The organism is Micromonospora sp. NPDC000207, from assembly GCF_040300925.1.
In the GTDB taxonomy this organism is placed as follows: domain Bacteria; phylum Actinomycetota; class Actinomycetes; order Mycobacteriales; family Micromonosporaceae; genus Micromonospora.
Genome location: NZ_JBEPEQ010000113.1, coordinates 1 through 17,750 on the forward strand (window position 1 = coordinate 1; position 17,750 = coordinate 17,750).

Genomic DNA, 17,750 nt, shown 5'->3' on the forward strand with positions numbered 1-17,750 from the left:
GGCCGCCGGTCCGGCCGCCCTCACCGCCGACCCCGCCCACCGGTACGACCCCTTCCCGGTGACCGACGTCCAGGCCGCCTACCTGATCGGGCGCGACGACCGGCTGCCCCTGGGCGGCGTCGGGACCTGGCACTACAGCGAGTTCGACGGCACCGACGTCGACCTGGACCGGCTGGAACAGGCGTGGCGGATCCTGGTGGACCGCCACGACATGCTCCGGGCGGTCTTCGACGACGACGGCCACCAGCGGGTCCTGCCCTCGGTGCCGCCCTTCACCGTCGCGGTCACCGAGGGGGCGGCGCAGGTCGACCGGATGCGGGAGGAACTGTCCCACCGTCGACTCCCGGTGGACCGCTGGCCCCTGTTCGAGGTACGGGCCGTCCGGTACCGGGACGGCCACACACCGCGTACCCGGATCGGGATCGGCCTGGACTACCTCATCTTCGACGCCCTGTCGATCATGCTGCTCTACCGGGAACTGGACCTCCTCTACGCCGATCCCGCTGCCGAGCTTCCCGAGGTGGGGGTCTCCTTCCGCGACTACCTGCCGGCGGCCACCCCGTCGCAGGAGGCCGTCGACCGGGCCCGGGAACACTGGTCCCGCCGCCTCGACGAGCTGCCGCCGGCACCGGCCCTGCCGACCGTCGGAGACCCGGCGGCGCTGGCCGGTCACCGGTTCACCCGCCGCGAACACCTGCTCGACCCGCGCCGGTGGGACCGGCTCCGGGCCGTCGCCCGGGGGTACGGTCTGACCCCCTCCACAGTGCTGCTCACCTGCTACGCAGAGGTGTTGCGGGCGTGGAGCGGGCAGTCCGGCGTCGCTGTCACCCTCACCCTGTTCAACCGTCTGCCACTGCATCCGCACGTCGACAGGGTCCTCGGGGACTTCACCACCCTGTCCCTGATCGGGTACCGCCGTGACCGCAGGGACTCCTTCCTGGACCTGGTCACCGGGGTGCAGCAGAGGCTGGGAGAGGACCTCGACCACCGTGCGGTCCCCGCCGGTTGGCTGCTGCGGGAGCTGGCCCGGCGCACCGGAGGCCCCGTCCCGGTCGTGTTCACCAGCGCCGTCGGCGTCGGCGGGACGACACCGGCGACGGCCTTCGGCGAGCAGGTCTGGGGAGTGTCCCAGTCCCCTCAGGTCCTCCTCGACAACCAGGTCACCGAGGCGCAGGGACGGCTGCGGATCACCTGGGACGCGGTGGAGGAACTGTTCGCACCGGACGTCCTCGACGACATGTTCGCCGCGTACACCTTGATGGTGGAGCACCTCACCGAGGCGGACTGGAACCGTCCGCCGCCGTCGGTCCTGCCGATGCGACAGGCGGCCGTCCGTCGGGCGGTGAACGACACCGCCGCCCCGCTCCCCGGTGGGCTGCTGCACGACCGGTTCCTCCAGCTCGCCCACACCCGTCCCGACGCCGAGGCGCTGCTGTGGCACGACGGCACCATGACCCGGGGGGAGCTGGCCGACCGGGCGCTGCGCGTCGCCGGGGCCCTGGTGGCGTACGGGATCCGCCCCGGCGACACCGTCGGGGTCAGCCTCCCGAAGGGACCCGACCAGATCGTCGCGATCCTGGGGGTCCTGACGGCGGGGGGCGTCTACGTCCCGATCGGGGTGGACCAACCGGCGGTACGCCGTGAGCGGATGCACCGGATCGCCGACCTGCGGGCGGTCGTCGGGGTGGACGTCGACGTGCGGGCCGCCCAGCGGCACGCCCCCCTGCCCCGTCCGGTCGACCGGGCCCCCACCGACCTCGCGTACCTGATCTTCACGTCGGGGTCGACCGGCGAGCCCAAGGCGGTGGCGGTCACCCACCGGGCGGCTCTCAACACCGTGGCCCACGTCAACGAGCGGTGGGCGGTGGGACCGGCGGATCGGGTCCTCGCCGTCTCCGCCCTCGACTTCGACCTCTCCGTCTACGACGTCTTCGGTCTGCTCGGGGCCGGGGGCGCGGTGGTGCTGCCCGCCGAGGACGACCGCCGTGACCCGCAGGCCTGGCTGGCGTCGATCGCCCGGCACCCGGTCACCGTCTGGAACTCCGCCCCGGTCCTGCTGGACATGCTGCTCACCGCCGCCGAGGCGGCACCGACGCAGGCACCCGGCCTGGCCGGGCTGCGGGCGGTCCTGGTCTCCGGTGACTGGGTCGGCCTCGACCTGCCCCGCCGGGTCCACGCGCTGGCACCGGACTGCCGGTTCACCGCACTGGGCGGCGCCACCGAGGCGTCCATCTGGTCCAACGCCTGCGACGTGCGGGAGGTGCCACCCCGGTGGACCTCGATACCGTACGGGTTCCCGCTGGCCAACCAGCAGTTCCGGGTCGTCGACCCGGTGGGGCTCGACTGTCCCGACCTGGTCCCCGGTGAGCTGTGGATCGGTGGTGCCGGTGTCGCCGCCGGCTACCACGGAGACCCGGCACGTACCGCCGAACGGTTCGTCGAGGTCGCAGGGGTCCGCTGGTACCGCACGGGTGACCGGGGACGGTACTGGGACGACGGCACCCTGGAGTTCCTCGGCCGAGCCGACGACCAGGTCAAGGTCGGTGGACACCGGATCGAACCCGGTGAGGTCGAGGCCGCCCTGCGCGCCCACCACGGGATCGCCGAGGCGGTGGTGCTGGCCACCGGCGGGCGCGGCACCCGCCGACTGTGGGCCTTCGTGGTGCCCCGGGGGCACCTCGGGGACCTGCCCGCCCACCTGGGTGACCGGCTTCCCGCGTACGCGGTGCCGCACCGCGTCGTGTCGTTGGACGCCCTGCCGCTGACCGCCAACGGCAAGGTCGACCGGGCGGGGCTCGCCGCCCGGGTGCCCCGGGAACCGGACACGACACGTCCCCCCACCGGCCCGGTGGAGACCCTCCTCGCCCGGCTCTGGGCCGAGCAGCTCGGCGACCCGGTGGCCGACCGGAGAGCCGACTTCTTCACCTCCGGCGGGGACAGTCTGCTCGCCCTGCGCCTGGTCGCCGCCGTGAACAGGACCTTCGACGTCGACATCTCCGTCCGTACCTTCCTGGCCGCCCCGACCGTCGCGGACCTGGCCACCCACATCGAGACCACCCGCACCGACAACGCCGTGGAGACCGGAACCATATGAACGCCAAGACCCTCATCGCCGACCTGGAGAACAACGGCATCCGGCTCTGGGAGGAGGACGGGCAGCTCCGGTTCCGCGCCGCCCAGGGCGCCCTGACCGAGGAACGCCGTTCGCTGCTGCGCGCCCACCGCGAGGACGTCCTCGCCGCGCTGCGGGACCAGCGGGACCGGGAGACCCTGACCCCGGACCCGGCGGCCCGGCACGAACCGTTCCCGCTGACCGACATCCAGGCCGCCTACCTGGTGGGGCGGGGCACCGCCTTCCCGTACGGCGGGGTGGCCTGCCACACCTACGTGGAGCTGGCCTTCCCCGCCGACACCGACCCGGACCGGTTGGTCGCCGCCTGGCACGCCGTCGTCGCCCGCCACGACATGCTGCGCGCGGTGGTGCACCCGGACGGCTACCAGCAGGTGCTCGCCGACCCGCCGGCGCCCGAGATCCCGGTGACCGACCTGCGGGGAGCCGCCGACGACGACGTCGACACCGCAGTCGACCGGATCCGCGCAGAACTCGGCGAGCGGGTGCCCGACACCGACAGGTGGCCCCTGCACCAGGTGCGGGTCACCCGCACCGACGCCGCACTCCTGCTGCACCTGTCGGTGGACCTGCTGGTGGTCGACTACGCCAGCCTCCAACTGGTACTGGCCGAGGTGGAGGACCTCTACCACGGCCGGGACCTGCCGGAGCTGACGGTGGGCTTCCGCGACTACGTGCTGGCCCGCCGGGGTCAGCGGCAGGGCCTCGGCCACGACCGGGACCGGGCGTACTGGCACCAGCGGTTGGACTCCCTGCCGTCCGCCCCGGACCTGCCCGTCGCCGGGGACCCGTACGCCCCCTGCCGGTTCCGGCACCTCTCGGTGACCCTGTCGCCGCAGACCTTCGCCGCCGTCCGGGGGCAGGCCGCCGACCGGGGCGTCGCCGTCTCCTCGGCGATCCTGACCGCGTACGCGGAGGTGGTCGGCAGGTGGAGCCGCACCCCCCGGTTCCTGCTCAACGTGCCGGTCTTCGACCGGCTGCCGCTGCACCCCGACGTCGGTCGACTGGTGGGTGACTTCACCGCCGTGGAGCTGCTGGAGGTCGACCTCGGCAGCCCCCGGACCTTCACCGAACGGGTCCGGGAGATCAGTGCCACCCTGCTGGAGGACCTCGCCCATCCGCTCTTCGGGGGCAGCGAGGTCCTCGCCGAGCTGACCCGACGCAGTGAGGCCGACACGGTGCTGATGCCTGTGGTGTTCACCAGCACCCTCGGGGCCGCCGCCGTCCGTCAACCGCAGGCCGAGGTGCGGTACGCGGTGAGCCAGACCCCTCAGGTGTGGATCGACTGTCAGGTGATGGAACGCTCCGGTGCCCTGGCGTTGAGCTGGGACGTCCGGGACGGGGTGCTGCCCGGCGACACGGCCGGGGAGATGTTCGCGGCGTTCACCACCCTGGTCGGTGACCTGGCCGAGGCCACCGGGTGGGACGACCCGGCCACGGTGGAGCTGCCCGCGTCGACCCGGCAGGTCCGCGAGGCGGTCAACGCCACAGCGGCTGCGGTGCCGTCCGGTCTGCTCTGCGACGCCGTGGTGGCGGCGGCGGGGCGCACCCCGGAGGCGGTCGCCGTGCGGGCCGGCGGGCGGTCCCTCACCTACCGGGAGGTGGTGGAGCGGGCCGCGGTCGTGGCCCGGGTGCTCACCGACTGTGGTGTCCGCCCCGGTGAACTGGTCGCGGTGACAATGGACAAGGGGTGGGAGCAGGTCGTCGGGGTCGTGGGGGCGCTGCTCGCGGGTGCTGCGTACCTGCCGCTGGACCTGACCCAGCCCACGCTGCGGCGACGGGCGATCCTGCGGGACGCCGACGCGCGTCGGGTGTTGACCCAGTCGTGGCTGACCGACGAACTGGACCTCCCCGAGGGAGTCGACCCGGTGGCGGTCGACCTCCTGCCGGCGCGGGGTGCCGAGGTGCCGGTGCCCGGTGTCGACCCGACGGGACTGGCCTACGTCATCTACACCTCCGGCTCCACCGGGGACCCGAAGGGGGTGATGGTCAGCCACCGGGCCGCCCTCAACACCGTCGCCGACATCAACGACCGGTTCTCCGTCGGCCCCGGTGACCGGGGTCTGGCCCTGGCGCAGCTCGGCTTCGACCTGTCGGTGTGGGACGTGTTCGGGCTGCTCGGTGCCGGCGCGACTGTGGTGTTCCCGGACCCCGCCCGACGGGGTGACCCGGCCGCCTGGGCGGAGACTGTCGCCGCCGAGCAGGTGACCCTCTGGAATTCGGTGCCGGGGCAGCTGCAGATGGTGACCGACTACCTGGGCACGACCGGCGAACCGTTGCCGACGCTACGCCTGGCGATGCTGTCGGGGGACTGGATCCCGCTGTCCCTGCCGGAGCAGGTCCGCAGCCTGCTGCCGCAGGTGCGGCTGCACTCCCTCGGCGGGGCCACCGAGGCCGCGATCTGGTCGATCCACCACCCGGTGGAGAAGGTCGACCCGCAGTGGTCGAGCATCCCGTACGGGACCCCGCTGCGGAACCAGACCTTCGACGTCCTCGACCCGGCGATGCGCCGGTGCCCGGACCACGTGGTCGGCGAGCTGTACATCGGTGGGGTCGGGTTGGCCGAGGGCTACCTCGGCGACCGGGAACGGACCGAGGCCCGGTTCGTCACCCACCCGGTCGACGGCCGCCGCCTCTACCGCACCGGTGACCTCGGCAGGTACCACCCCGACGGGGTGATCGAGTTCCTGGGCCGGGCGGACCACCAGGTGAAGATCCGTGGCTACCGCATCGAACTCGGCGAGATCCAGGCGGTCCTGGACGCCGCCGACGGGGTCGGGGCGAGCGCGGTGGTCGTCGAGGGCGAGTCGGGGGCGACCGCGAGGACGGCGTCGCGGCGGCTGGCGGCCTTCGTCGAACCGGCCCGCCGGACCGGACCCGCGCCCGTCCCCCCGGGGCTGGTCGACGCGTTGGAGGTTCCGACGGACCATCGGGTGGCCGAGTTCCTCGACGCGTTCGACGCGGCGGCCCTGCTCACCACCGCACTGCTGCTCGACGGCCGCAGCGCCGAGCAGTTCTGCGCGGACCTCGGCGTCGCCGACCGGCACCACCGCCTGGTGCGGCGCTGGTCGGGCGTGCCCGTCCCGGTGCCCTCGGCCGAACAGGTCACCGCCGCCTGGAACCGGGCGGCCGACCTCCAGGACGGCTGCGGGTGGGGGCGGGAGCTGTTCGACGCCGTCCGGTCCTGCGCCGACCAGCTGGTGCCGCTGCTGCGCGGCGAGATCGAGGTCGGCGGTCTGCTGTCCCCGCAGGCCCTGGAGACGGCCTACCGGGGCAACGCCGTCAGCCGACGGTTGCACGCCGCGATCGTCGAGGCGGTCCGGGCCGTCGCCACGGCGCACACCGGGACGCTGCGCGTCGTGGAGATCGGCGTACGGCACGGCGGCGCGGCCGTGGAGCTGCTGCCGGCGTTGGCCGGGTTCGACGTGGACTACCTGTGCACCGACACCTCCCCGCTGCGGCTGGCCGCCGCCGCGGACCGGGTGGAGCAGGCCCGCTTCGCCCTCCTCGACCCGGAACGGGACCTGCGCGGCCAGGGCCTGACCCCGAACACTGCCGACGTCGTCGTCTGCGCCGGTGTGCTGAACAACAGCACCGACGTGGACGTGGCGCTGGGCCGGATCCGGGAACTGGTGGCCCCCGGGGGGTGGCTGCTGTTGTCGGAGAACACCGACGACGGGGCGGCCTCGGTCCGGATCTCCACCGAGTTCCTCGCCGAACACGCGGGTCCCTTCACCGACGTCCGGGCCGAGGCGGGACAGTCGTTCCTGAGCCCACCGCAGTGGCGCGACGCCCTGCGCACGGCCGGGGGTGACCTGGTCGCCGAGGTGGGGCTGGGCGGACAGTCGCTGTTCCTGGTCCGGTTCAAGGCCGACCGGGAACCGGTGGTGGTCGCCGACCTCGTCCGGTTCGCCGCCGACCGGCTGCCCGAGTACATGGTCCCCGCCCAGTGGCAGGTGGTGGACGCGTTGCCGAGTACCCCGAACGGGAAGGTGGACCGGGCCACCCTGTCGTCCTGGCTGGCCCCCGCCGACCTCGCCGTGGCCGGTGAGCAGCCGGTCGACGACCTGGAGGAGCGCCTGGCCGGGCTCTGGGCGGAGTTGCTCGGTGTCGACCGGGTGGGTCGCCACGACGACCTGTTCGCCCTCGGTGGGGACTCGCTGCTGGTGGCCCGGCTGGTCGGGCGGCTGCGCGACGGCCTCGACGGGCTGCCGGGGGAGTGGGACCTGGAATGGGAGGTCGTCCTGCGTCACCTGCTGCGCACGCCGACCGTCGCCGGACTGGCCGCGTACCTGCGCGAACACGCCACCTCCGACACCACGCAGACCGGGGTCGCCGCCTCGTCGGTGGTGCGACTGGTCGACGACCTGTCCGGTCCGGTGACGGTGCTGGTGCACGCCGGCACCGGAACCCTCCTGCCGTACCGGCCGCTGATCACCGAGATCCGACGCGCCGGAGGCCGCAACGGCCTGGTGGGTCTGGAGATCCCGGCGCTCGACGACTTCCTCAACGCCGATCCGGAGGGCCTCGTCGACCGGCTGGCCGCACAGTACGCGGCGGAGTTGCTGGACACCGGCGCCCGGGAGTACGACGTGGTCGGGTACTGCGTCGGCGGGATCATCGCCACCGAGGTGGCCCGGGTGCTGACCGAGTCGGGTGCCACCGTACGGAGCCTGACCGTCGTCTCCAGCCACAGCCCGACCTTCCGCATCGACGACGACCTGCTCTCGGAGTACTCGTTCGCGTTGATGATGGGGATGGACCTGGAGGCGATCGGTTTCCCCGCCGACCAGGACCGGGTCGGCGCGGCGGCGGGGGCGGTGCTCGCCCGTTCACCCGAGGCGATCGCGAACGGGTCGTTGGCGGACCTGGACGGGGAGTTCGCCGACGTCGCCGAGGCATTCGCCGCCCTGGAGGCCGTACCCCGGATGCGTCGGGTGGCCCGGATGTGCGAGGCGCTGCCACCGGACCTGGCCGGTTCCTACGAACCCGAGGGGATGCTGCGGACCCTGCGGACGTACCAGCAGAGCATCTTCGCGTTGAGCCGGCACCGGACCGAGCCGTACGCCGGGGACATCACCTTCCTGCGGCACAACGGGACGTACCCCTTCCCGGGCAGCGCCGAGACGATCACCGAGCACTGGGCGAAGCTGTGCCTGGGAGACCTGTCCAGCCGGGACATCCCGGGGCAGCACTTCACCTGCATGACCGCCACCCACGTGCCGACGGTGTTCGGGCACCTGGTGGAGCTGGTGGACGGGTTGGAGCCGGCGTGATCGGGGTGCTCGGGGCCTCCGGCGCGGTGGGTCGTCACGCGGTGCAGGCCCTACGGGAGGCCGGGTACGGGCCGCTGCGCCTGGGTGCCCGCCGCACGGAACGGCTGTCGACTGCCGACGGTGAGGTGGTGGCGGTCGACGTGACCGACGCCCGGTCGGTGGCGGCGTTCTGCACCGGCCTGCGGGTCGTGCTCAACTGCGCCGGACCGACGTACGCGTTGCAGGAGCGGATGGCGTCGGCCGCGCTCGCGGCCGGGGCGCACTATGTGGACGTCGGCGGCGACGACCCGGTGCACGAGAAGCTGACGGCGGCCGAAGCCGTCCGGGGCGGGGCGCGGGTGGTGCTGTCCGCCGGGACCCTGCCCGGGTTGTCGGCGCTGGTGCCGCGCTGGCTGGCGGGACGGTGGCCCGGGGCGGGACGGCTGGTGTGCCACGCCGGTGGGGTGGAGCGGTGCACCGAGACGGTGGCCGCCGACTTCATGCTCTCCCTGACCGTCGGCGGGGCGGAGGGGGAGCCGTTCGGGGTGCCGTTGGCGGCGTGGCGGCACGGCCGCCGGGTGCCCCGGGCACTGCGCGTCGTCGAGGACGCCGAGGTGCCGTACTTCCCGGATCGGGCGACCCTGCAACCGATCCTGACCGCCGAGGCCGAACGTCTCGCCGCCACCCTGGACCTGACCGAGCTGGACAACTACAACGTGCATCCGGGACCCCGGGTGCGGGCACTGTTCGCCCGGCTGCCGACCCTCGGTCTCGACGACCCGGGCGCGCGGGCCGCCGCGATCTCCCGGCTGATCACGGCGGCGGAGGTCGACCTGGCGGGCCGTCGGCCCTACTACCGCATGGTGTTCACCCTGGACGGGCCGGAGGGTCCCCGTACGGCGGTGGTGAGCACGCCGTCGAGCTACCGGCTGACCGCTGTCACCGGGGTGCTCGCCGTCCGGGCCGTCCTCGACGGGGCCGTTCCGCCGGGTCTGCACTTCGGTGGGGAGGTGCTCGACCCGGGATGGGTGGTCGACGAGATCAACCGGGGTGGGGCGGCCGAGATCCGGGTGCCCGGCCACGACGACGAGGCGTACGAGGAGGGGACGCTGTGACCCGGCCGCTGCGTACCGTCGTCTGCGGCACCAACTTCGGCCGCTTCTACACGCGGGCCGTCCGGGACCACCCCGACCTGACCCTGGTCGGGATCCTGTCGACGGGCAGCCGGTACTCCCGCGAGCATGCCCGGTCGTCGGGGGTGCCCGCCTTCACCTCCGTCGACGACCTGCCGGCTGAGGTCGACGTGGCGTGTGTGGTGGTGCCGGGGGCGGTCAGCGGCGGCACCGGCACCGACCTGGCGGTGGCGCTGCTGGAGCGGGGCGTCCACGTCCTGCAGGAACATCCGGTGCACCCCGACGAGATCGCCGGGTGTCTGCGCGTCGCCCGGGCGGCCGGGGTGCAGTACCGGGTCAACACCCACTACCGGCACCTGGACCCGGTGCGGACCTTCCTGGGGGCCGCCGCCCGGCTGCGTGCGCAGCGGAACCTGCTCTTCGTCGACGTGGCGTCGTCGGTGCACGTCCTCCAACCGTTGGCGGACATCCTGGTCCGGGCGGTGGGTGGGGTGCGCCCCCGGACACTGTCGGAGCCCTACGGGCCGGGGCCGCTGCGGACGGTCCACGGTGAGCTGGCCGGGGTGCCGTTGACCCTGCGGGTGCAGAACCAGATCGACCCGGCCGACCGGGACAACCACGCCCTGTTCTGGCACCGGATCGCGGTGGGCACCGACGGGGGAGTGCTGACCCTGGCCGACACGCACGGCCCGGTGCTGTGGAGTCCGCGCCTGCACGCACCCCGCGACACCGACGGCCGGTTGCTGACCGGGGGCACGGGTGCGGGTCCGTCGATGCCGCTGCCCACCACCTCCGTGCTGGGTGCCCCGCAGCAACCGACGTACGCCCAGGCGTTCGACGGGTGGTGGCCGCAGGCGGTGGGGTCCGCCCTGACCGAGCTGGTCGAGGCGGTCCGGGCCGGCGGTGACCCGCTGCGCGGGGGACAGCCGGATCTGGCCATGGCGGGGTGGTGGCGGGAGGTGATGGAGCGGCTCGGCCCGCCCGAGCTGATCAGCCCGGCCACCCCGGTGCCGCTACCGGCGGAGCGGGTCGGCCCGGCGGTGACCGGGTACGGCTCCTCGGCGGAGTTCTTCGACCTGGCCGCCCGCGACCACGTCGAGCGCAGCGGCCCGGCGGTCGTGGCGGCCCTGGCCGGGGTCGACCCGGCAGACGGGCCGATCCTGGAGATCGGGGCGGGCACCGGACTGGTCACCGAGGCGGTGGCCCGCGCGTTCCCGCAGGCAGCGGTGGTCGCCGCCGAACCGGAGGCGGCAATGCGGGCGATCCTGACCAGCCGGGTGGACGCCCAGCCCGCGCTGCGGGACCGGGTGTCGGTGGTGGCCGCGGCCGCCCAGGACCTGGAGTTGCCGCCCCGACTGTCGGCGGTGGTGCTGTGCGGGGTACTCGGGCACCTCGACGCCGAGGCCCGTCGCAGGCTCCTGGCGGAGCTTCGTCGACGCCTGCCGCCGGGCGGGCCGATGGTGGTGGAGCTGATGGGACTGTCGGAACCGGTGACGATGCCACCGGTACGACTGGTGACCCGTCGCCTCGGTGAGCACCGGTACGAGTGGTGGATGTCGGGTGAGCCCGTCGGCCCCGACCGGATGCGTCTGGACACGACGTGGCGGGTCCGACGCGGCGACGAACCGGTCCGCGAGGTCCACGACTCGTACCTGTGGTTCACGGTGACCGTCGCGCAGGTCGCGGCGGAGGCGGGCCTGGAACACGAACCGTTGCCGGGCCTGCCTCACGCCGGTGTGCTCCGTGTTCCGCTCACCACCTGACCGGCACGCGGTCGGGGCCGTACGCGATGGCGTCGTGCCTGAAGGACAGGGCGGACGTCTCGGCGTCCAGTCGAAGTGTCGGGATGCGGTCGACGAGGGTCCCGAGTGCGACCTGCAACTCGACCCGGGCCAGGTTCTGGCCGACGCACTGGTGCACCCCGTAGCCGAAGGCGACGTGGCTGCGCCGTTCGCGGGTGAAGTCGAGGACCGAGGGGTCGGCGAAGACCGTCGGGTCGTGGTTGGCCCCGGCCAGCAGCGGGATCACCCCGTCCCCGGCGGGGATCACGACGTCACCGACCCGGATGTCCTCGGTCGCCACCCGCAGGGCGATCGAGTCGCCCACCGACAGGGCGCGCAGCAACTCCTCGACGGCGGCGGGGAGCAGGGTCGGGTCGGCGTCGAGTTGCTTCCACAACCGCCGGTCGTCGTCGAGCAGGGCCAGCACGCTGAGACCGATCATGCTGGTGGTCGTCTCCCGGCCCGCGACGACGGTGATGGCCACGGTGGCGAGCAGGTCGTCGCGTCGGACGGCACCGGTGTGCAGGTGCTCGACGATGAGCCGGCTCAGCAGGTCCTCGCCGGGGTCGCGCTCGCGTTCGGTGACCAGACCGTCGAAGACGTCGAACAGGGCGTCGAGCCCCTCGGTGGCGGTCCGGGCGTCGCTGCCGCCGCCACCGATCTGCTGGGAGCCCAGTGCGCCGGTGATGCGCCGGAACCACGGGTCGCTGCGTCGAACTCCGATCATCTCGCACATCACGGTGCTGGAGACGGTGTGGGCGAACTGGGTGAGCAGGTCGACCGGCGGTCCGTGCCGCAACAGTTCGTCGACCCGTTCGTCGACGACCCGCTGGACGGTCCGGCGCATCGCCCGGGCCTTCCGGACGGTCATCTCGGGCAGGAGCATCCGGCGGTGGGAGGTGTGTTCCGGCGGGTCCATGCGGATGAACGGGCGGGTCCGGGCACCGACCTCCTGTTCCCCGGTGGCCAGGGCGGGGAAGTTGGTGTGCCGGACGTCGGCGCTGAGTCTCCGGTCGGCCAGCAGCGCCCGGACGGCCTCGTAGCCGGTCACCACCCAGGCCCGTCGGCCGGTGGGCAGCCGCACCTGCTCGGCACCGACGGCCGCGTATTCGCGGGGGGCCGAGAAAGGGCAGGACCGGGGTACGGGAAAGGCCCGCAGTTCGTTCATGTCGCTTCTCACCTTTTCTTCCTGGGGGCAACAACCTACACCTGAAAAACGAACGACGCACAATTTCCATCCACCCTGAAATGGGTGTCTCATGCTGCCCGAAAAGAGGAAAGAAAAGTGACCGTACGCATTTTCTGTTTCCCGCATGCGGGGGGTGGTGCCAGCGCTTTCCGTTCCTGGTACGCGCTGATGCCGCCGCAGGCTGAACTCGTCGCGGTGCAGTATCCGGGGCGGGAGAACAGGTTCGGTGAGCCGCTTGTCGACCGGATGCCGGATCTGGTCGACGAGTTCGTCGACGAGCTGGACCTCACCGGGTCGTACGTACTGCTCGGCCACAGTATGGGTGCGGCGGTGGCGTACGAACTGGCGCAGGAGTTGCGGCGACGGGGGCGGGCGGGCCCGATGCGGTTGGTGGCCTGCGCCCGGCAGGCCCCGACCGACCTGCGACCCGGGACGGTCCACCGGGGCGACGACGACACCCTCGTCGCCGAACTCCTCCGGCTCGGCGGCACCCACCCGGAGGTCCTCGCCGACCCGGACCTGCGCCGCACCGTGCTGGAGGTCGTCCGCAACGACTATCGGCTCGCCGAGACGTACTCGCCACGGCCGGCCCCGCCACTGGACTGTCCGGTGTCCGTCTTCGTCGCCGACGCCGATCCCGAGTGCGGCGAGGCCGACGCCGCCGGCTGGGCCGCCACCACCACCGGTCCCACCGAGGTGAGGGTGTTCCGGGGCGACCACTTCTTCCTGGTCCCGCAGCGGCGGCCGGTGGTCGCCGCCCTGATGTCCGCGCTCGACCTGCCCACCGCCGCCGCCGTGTGGCCCAGCACCCCGTGACCAACCAGGAGACGACGATGGCCACTGACTTCTACAGCACCTCCGCCGAGTTCTACGAGATGGTCGCCGACCGTCACGTCCGCACCAGTTCCGGTCCGTTGGCCACCGCCCTGCGCGGGGTGGACCCGGCTCTCGGCCCGGTGGTCGAGATCGGAGCGGGGACCGGCCGGTTGACCCGGGTCATCGCCGACCGGCTCCCCGCCGCCCGGATCGTCGCGGTGGAGCCGTCCACCCCGATGCGGGCGGTCCTCACCAGCCGGGTCCTCGGAGACGTCGACCTGCGTCGGCGGGTCGACGTGGTGGCGGCGGCGGCCCCGCAGTTGCGGCTTCCCGCCCGGATCAGCGCGGTGGTCGTCTTCGGGGTGCTCGGGCACCTCGGCGAGGACGAGCGGGCCCGGCTCTGGGACCTGCTGCGCTCGCGCCTGCCGGTGGGGGCTCCGGTCGTGGTCGAGTTGATGGGCGGGCACCGCGCCCGGCGGATCGAGCCGATCCGGATGCTCAGGGAGACCATCGGTACGCAGACCTACGAGTGGTGGACCTCGGCGGACGTGGTCACGCCGACGCTGATGCGGTGGCGGACCACGTGGAAGGTGTCGGCCGGGGGCGAGACCCTCCGGGAGGTCGAGGACGTCTACGACTGGGCGACGCTGAGCCTGGAGGGGTTGGCGGCCGAGTCGGGCATGACCGCCCGTCACCTCGGTGGCTCCGGGGTGCCGGGCTCTCCGGAGATCGGGGTGTTGATCCGCTGACGGCCCACAGTCACCCTGCGAGCACCGATCCCTCGGCTCGGCCGGGTCGTCGCGTCCCCGGCGTGGGCGGTGACCCGGCCGTGGAGGTGACCGCCCTGTCGCCGGGTCTACCGGCGTCTGATCCGGATCACCCAGGCGTGGTCGCCGTCGTGGATCACCTCGCTGTCGGTGTGTCCGCGCAACATGTCGCAGAGGTGGTCGGGGCAGTCGACCAGACCGAGTTGGTCGGTGGGCAGCCCCTTGGCCGCGCCGAGGTAGACGGTCCGGGCCACCCGGAGGCTCTCGATCACCATCTTGGACAGGTGCTCGGGTGAGGCGATCCGCCACACGTCGAGGTTGAGCAGGTCGGCGAAGCGGTCTCCGGGGTAGGGCAGGCGCAGACCGATCAGGCCGGGTGGGGCCTCGGCGGGTGGCCGGTGGTCGAGCAGTTCCGTGCCCGGGTGCGACCCCATCCGGTCGGCCAGCCCGATGCCGATCCCCAGCCGCCCCGGCTCCTGGCGTTGCGGTAGTGCGGCGAGGGTCTCGTCGAGGGCGGCCCGACTGTCCCGGTCGTGCAGGGCGCGGAGCCGTTCCAGGTACGTCGGGAGGGCCGCGTTGACGCCCAGGGGCCCCTCCTTGTACAGCTCCACCTCCAGGGTGCGGTGCTTGTCGATCATGTACGGGAGGATCCCGTCGGCCTCCGCCCAGTTGCTCAGGGCGTTGCGGAAGTGCGGGACGTGGTGGCAGAGGGCGAGCGGGTCGAAGTGGAAGTGGCCCGGCTGCCGACCCGCCGCGAGGAAGAGCCGGTAGGAGAACTCGACGTCCTCGTGCCCCCACCTGACGAAGCGTTCGTCGAATCCGCCGAGAGCCCGGATCTGTGCCGTCGGCACTGACATGTGGTGGCTGTATCCGAAGATCCAGGGGGCCGGACTGTCGGAGAAGGTCTCCGGGTCCAGGCCCCACCGGTAGCGCAGGTCGGTGTGGTAGGCCGACGGGGACGGCGGGCGGGTCGGGTCGTGCACCGCCCGCCAGTCGTGCTCGATCCGGGCCCCCAGCAGGACCTTCTCCGGATGGTCGATGTGGAAGCGGGCGTGCCGCCCGACCAGTCCGCTGTCGGCCAGGGAGTCGGCGTCGAGCAGGACGATCCGCTCACCGGTGGCCTCGGCCACCCCCCGGTTGCGGGCGGCGGCCCGGCCCAGGTTCACCGGCAGGCGGACGAGCCGCAGGTCGAGTCGGTCACGGTAGGTCTTGACCAGGGACTCGACCTCGTCCCGGGAGTCGTCGTCGACGATCACGACCTCGAAACGGCCGGCGTCCGGGTCCTGGGCCGCGAGGGCGCCGAGGCTCAGGTCGAGGGCTCGGGCCTGCCGGAAGTACGGGATGACGACGCTGAGGGTCACTGTCGCTGGCCTCCCACACCGCACCGAGGGGTGCGGATCTCTGTTGACCGGCCGGTCGGGCCCGACCGGGGAGGCCGCGTGCGCAGGACACGCCACGTCCGTCCGGTGTGGACACCCGGCCTGTCGTCGTACGGCCCGCCACAGCATAGACGGGCTCCGCTGGATCGGGGGGCCCGTCGAGCCTACCGGGCATCGAGGGCGGCCGTTCGGTGGAGCGCAGGGGCGGTCGGGCCCCGATCGGCGGCGGCGGTGTGGCTACTGCGCCGGGCGGCGGAGCCCAGCGAGGACGAGGGTGATGACCCCGTCGGCGTCGCTCCGGTGGGTCGGTTGGTCGTAGGCGGCGCAGATGCCCTGGAGGGCCATCATGACGGAGCCGGCACCCACGTCGTCGCGGAAGGTTCCCGGCCTGGCGTCGGCCAGGAGGTCGGCGACGACCTCATGCAGGGCCCGACCCCCTTCGGCCAGCGCGCCCGAGCGGGTGGCCATGAGGGTGGCGAGGGTGCGGGCGAGGCCCTGGTGGGAGTGGAGGTGGTCGACGACGTCGCGGAGGAAGGCCGCCAACGCCTCGTCGGCGGGGAGGGTGGTGCGCAACTCCCGGGCGCGGTCGCACATCGCGGTGATCTCTTCGTGGTAGACGGCCTCGGCCAGGGCCTCCCGGGTGGGGAAGTGGCGGTAGAGGGTGCCGGTGCCCACGCCGGCCCGCTTGGCGAAGTCGTCGAAGCGCAGGTCGAAGCAGCCGCCGGCGAAGAGCTCGCGGGCCTTGGCGATCAGGGTGTCGCGGTTGCGGCGGGCGTCGGCGCGCAGGGGTCTGGCATCGGTCACGGGGCCCTCACATTGACAAGTGGAGACTGTCTCCATATTTTCCAAGTGGAGGTCGTCTCCGATTATAGGTCACGAGGTGCGGTGTGAAGATCTTGATGTTCGGCCGGGGTGTGGTCGGCGCGATGTACGGGTGGGCCCTGGAACGGGCCGGGCACCACGTCGAGTTCTACGTCCGGCCGGGGCGGGCGGCGGAGTACGGGGAGACGATCGACATCGACCTGCTCGACGCCCGACGTCGGCCGTGGGGCAGGCGGGTCACCGAGAGCCTGCCGGTGCGCTACCGGGAGTCCCTGGAGCCGGACCACGACTTCGACCTGATCGTGCTGAGCGTGCAGCACTACAGCTTCCCGGAGGCCGCGGCCTTCCTGGGGCCCCGCGTGGGCGCAGCCACTGTGCTCGTCTTCAACAACCTCCTGGTCGAGCCGTCCACAGCGACGCAACACCTCCCCGCCGACCAGGTGGCCTGGGGCTTCCCCGGGGCCGGCGGGGGGTTCGGCGACGACGGTGTGCTGCGGGGGGCACTGCTGCCCGTGGTCTTCTTCGGCACCCTGGACCGCCCGCAGACCGAGCGGGACCGGGCCGTACGCCGGGTCTTCCGCCAGGCGGGGTTCCGGATCCGGGAGAACTCCGACTTCCGTGGCTGGCTGTCGATCCACTTCGTGCAGAACGCGGGCCTGCACACCCAGACCCTGCGGCTGGGCTCGCTCTCCGCGTGGACGACCGGCGCCACCCGCGAGGCGATCCTCGCCACCCGTGAACTGCTACCGCTCGTCGAGGCCCGGGGCGTCGACCTGCGACGGCACCGCAGCGAACTGCTGCCCTTCACGGCACCCGTCTGGCTGGGGGCACCGGTGCTCGCCCTACTCTTGCGGCACTTCCCGCCGATGCGCGTGGTGATGGAGGCCCACGCGAACCCGGAGGAGACCCGCGCCCTCTGCCGCGACACCCTGGAGGAAGCCCGCAGAACGGGTGTCGAGGTGCCCCGGCTGGAGGCCGCCGAGCGCTACTTCACACGGCGATCGTGAGGACGTGACTGCCGGCGCCGAGCAGGCTCGGTTCCTCCTCGACGGAGCGTGTCATCTCCTTCAGCAGGTCGGTCAGGTCGGGGTCGGCCAGGATCTCGGCCAGTCGTGGCCCGGCCATCCCCAGCGGGCCCTCGACGCAGACCCGCCGCTGCACTGTCAGGCCCGCCTCGGTCGCCTCACCGACCGACTCGTCCGGGTGGTGGAAGTAGGCGGTGGTGAACCACTCCTCGGGGCCGTCGACGTTGCGGTGCACCCCGTCGGTGAGGGCGCGCTCGACCATCGGCCGGAACCGGGGGTCGGTGAGGTGGCCCTTCACGAACCCGTCGAACAACGACGCGAACCGGTTGATCGTCGCACCCACGACCACGCCACCGGCACTGACGACCCGAGCCGCCTCCCGCCACGCCGTGACGCGGTCCGCCCGCTCCAGCAGGTGGTACAGCGGCCCGAGCAGCAGGACCGCGTCGTCGC

10 protein-coding genes and 1 pseudogene are annotated in these 17,750 nt (G+C 72.9%); 7 read left to right on the forward strand and 4 right to left on the reverse strand.

Annotated features, from left to right (window positions below):
* From ABT336_RS22760 to ABT336_RS22775, 4 genes are all read left to right on the forward strand, one after another.
* Window positions 1-3,094: non-ribosomal peptide synthetase (locus ABT336_RS22760; protein ID WP_350898844.1), on the forward strand; the 3,094-nt coding region annotated here is incomplete at its 5' end.
* Window positions 3,091-8,406 carry a non-ribosomal peptide synthetase gene (locus ABT336_RS22765; protein ID WP_350898846.1) on the forward strand — a complete coding sequence of 1,772 codons (5,316 nt, stop codon included), beginning with the start codon at window positions 3,091-3,093 and terminating at the stop codon, window positions 8,404-8,406. The genes ABT336_RS22760 and ABT336_RS22765, both read left to right, overlap by 4 nt.
* Window positions 8,403-9,500 carry an NAD(P)H-binding protein gene (locus tag ABT336_RS22770; RefSeq protein ID WP_350898848.1) on the forward strand — a complete coding sequence of 366 codons (1,098 nt, stop codon included), beginning with the start codon at window positions 8,403-8,405 and terminating at the stop codon, window positions 9,498-9,500. Before ABT336_RS22765 ends, ABT336_RS22770 begins: the two co-directional genes overlap by 4 nt.
* On the forward strand, window positions 9,497-11,281 hold the full coding sequence (locus ABT336_RS22775) for a Gfo/Idh/MocA family oxidoreductase (protein WP_350898850.1): 1,785 nt from the start codon (window positions 9,497-9,499) through the stop codon (window positions 11,279-11,281). Before ABT336_RS22770 ends, ABT336_RS22775 begins: the two co-directional genes overlap by 4 nt.
* Here the strand turns inward: ABT336_RS22775 and ABT336_RS22780 are convergent.
* Window positions 11,271-12,479, reverse strand: a complete 1,209-nt coding sequence (locus ABT336_RS22780; RefSeq protein WP_350898852.1) for a cytochrome P450 — start codon at window positions 12,477-12,479, stop codon at window positions 11,271-11,273. The two genes, ABT336_RS22775 and ABT336_RS22780, sit on opposite strands and share 11 nt — an antisense overlap.
* A gap of 105 nt (window positions 12,480-12,584) precedes the next feature.
* On the opposite strand from ABT336_RS22780, the gene ABT336_RS22785 reads away from it, so the two are divergent.
* Complete coding sequence (locus ABT336_RS22785) at window positions 12,585-13,304, forward strand: thioesterase II family protein (protein ID WP_350898854.1); 720 nt, start codon at window positions 12,585-12,587, stop codon at window positions 13,302-13,304.
* A gap of 17 nt (window positions 13,305-13,321) precedes the next feature.
* Window positions 13,322-14,053, forward strand: coding sequence for a class I SAM-dependent methyltransferase (locus tag ABT336_RS22790; protein WP_350898856.1), 732 nt, complete (start codon window positions 13,322-13,324; stop codon window positions 14,051-14,053).
* 107 nt (window positions 14,054-14,160) lie between these two features.
* On the opposite strand, the gene ABT336_RS22795 is transcribed toward ABT336_RS22790, so the two are convergent.
* Window positions 14,161-15,432, reverse strand: a complete 1,272-nt coding sequence (locus ABT336_RS22795) for a glycosyltransferase family 2 protein (RefSeq protein WP_350898858.1) — start codon at window positions 15,430-15,432, stop codon at window positions 14,161-14,163.
* A gap of 255 nt (window positions 15,433-15,687) precedes the next feature.
* The gene (locus ABT336_RS22800) at window positions 15,688-16,254 is read right to left on the reverse strand and encodes a TetR/AcrR family transcriptional regulator (RefSeq protein ID WP_350898860.1); all 567 of its coding nucleotides are present in this window, start codon (window positions 16,252-16,254) and stop codon (window positions 15,688-15,690) included.
* An 83-nt stretch (window positions 16,255-16,337) separates the two neighbouring features.
* Between ABT336_RS22800 and ABT336_RS22805 the strand changes: the two genes are divergently transcribed.
* The gene (locus ABT336_RS22805; protein WP_350898862.1) at window positions 16,338-17,279 is read left to right on the forward strand and encodes a ketopantoate reductase family protein; all 942 of its coding nucleotides are present in this window, start codon (window positions 16,338-16,340) and stop codon (window positions 17,277-17,279) included.
* Here the strand turns inward: ABT336_RS22805 and ABT336_RS22810 are convergent.
* A pseudogene (locus ABT336_RS22810) lies at window positions 17,263-17,750 on the reverse strand (class I SAM-dependent methyltransferase); the annotation flags it as partial. The gene ABT336_RS22805 and the pseudogene ABT336_RS22810 overlap by 17 nt on opposite strands.

What these genes read in the sequence shown, in the direction of transcription:
- ABT336_RS22790 (WP_350898856.1), top strand. Translation starts at nt 13,322, where the DNA reads ATGGCCACTGACTTCTACAGCACCTCCGCCGAGTTCTACGAGATGGTC.
- ABT336_RS22765 (WP_350898846.1), top strand. Translation starts at nt 3,091, where the DNA reads ATGAACGCCAAGACCCTCATCGCCGACCTGGAGAACAACGGCATCCGG.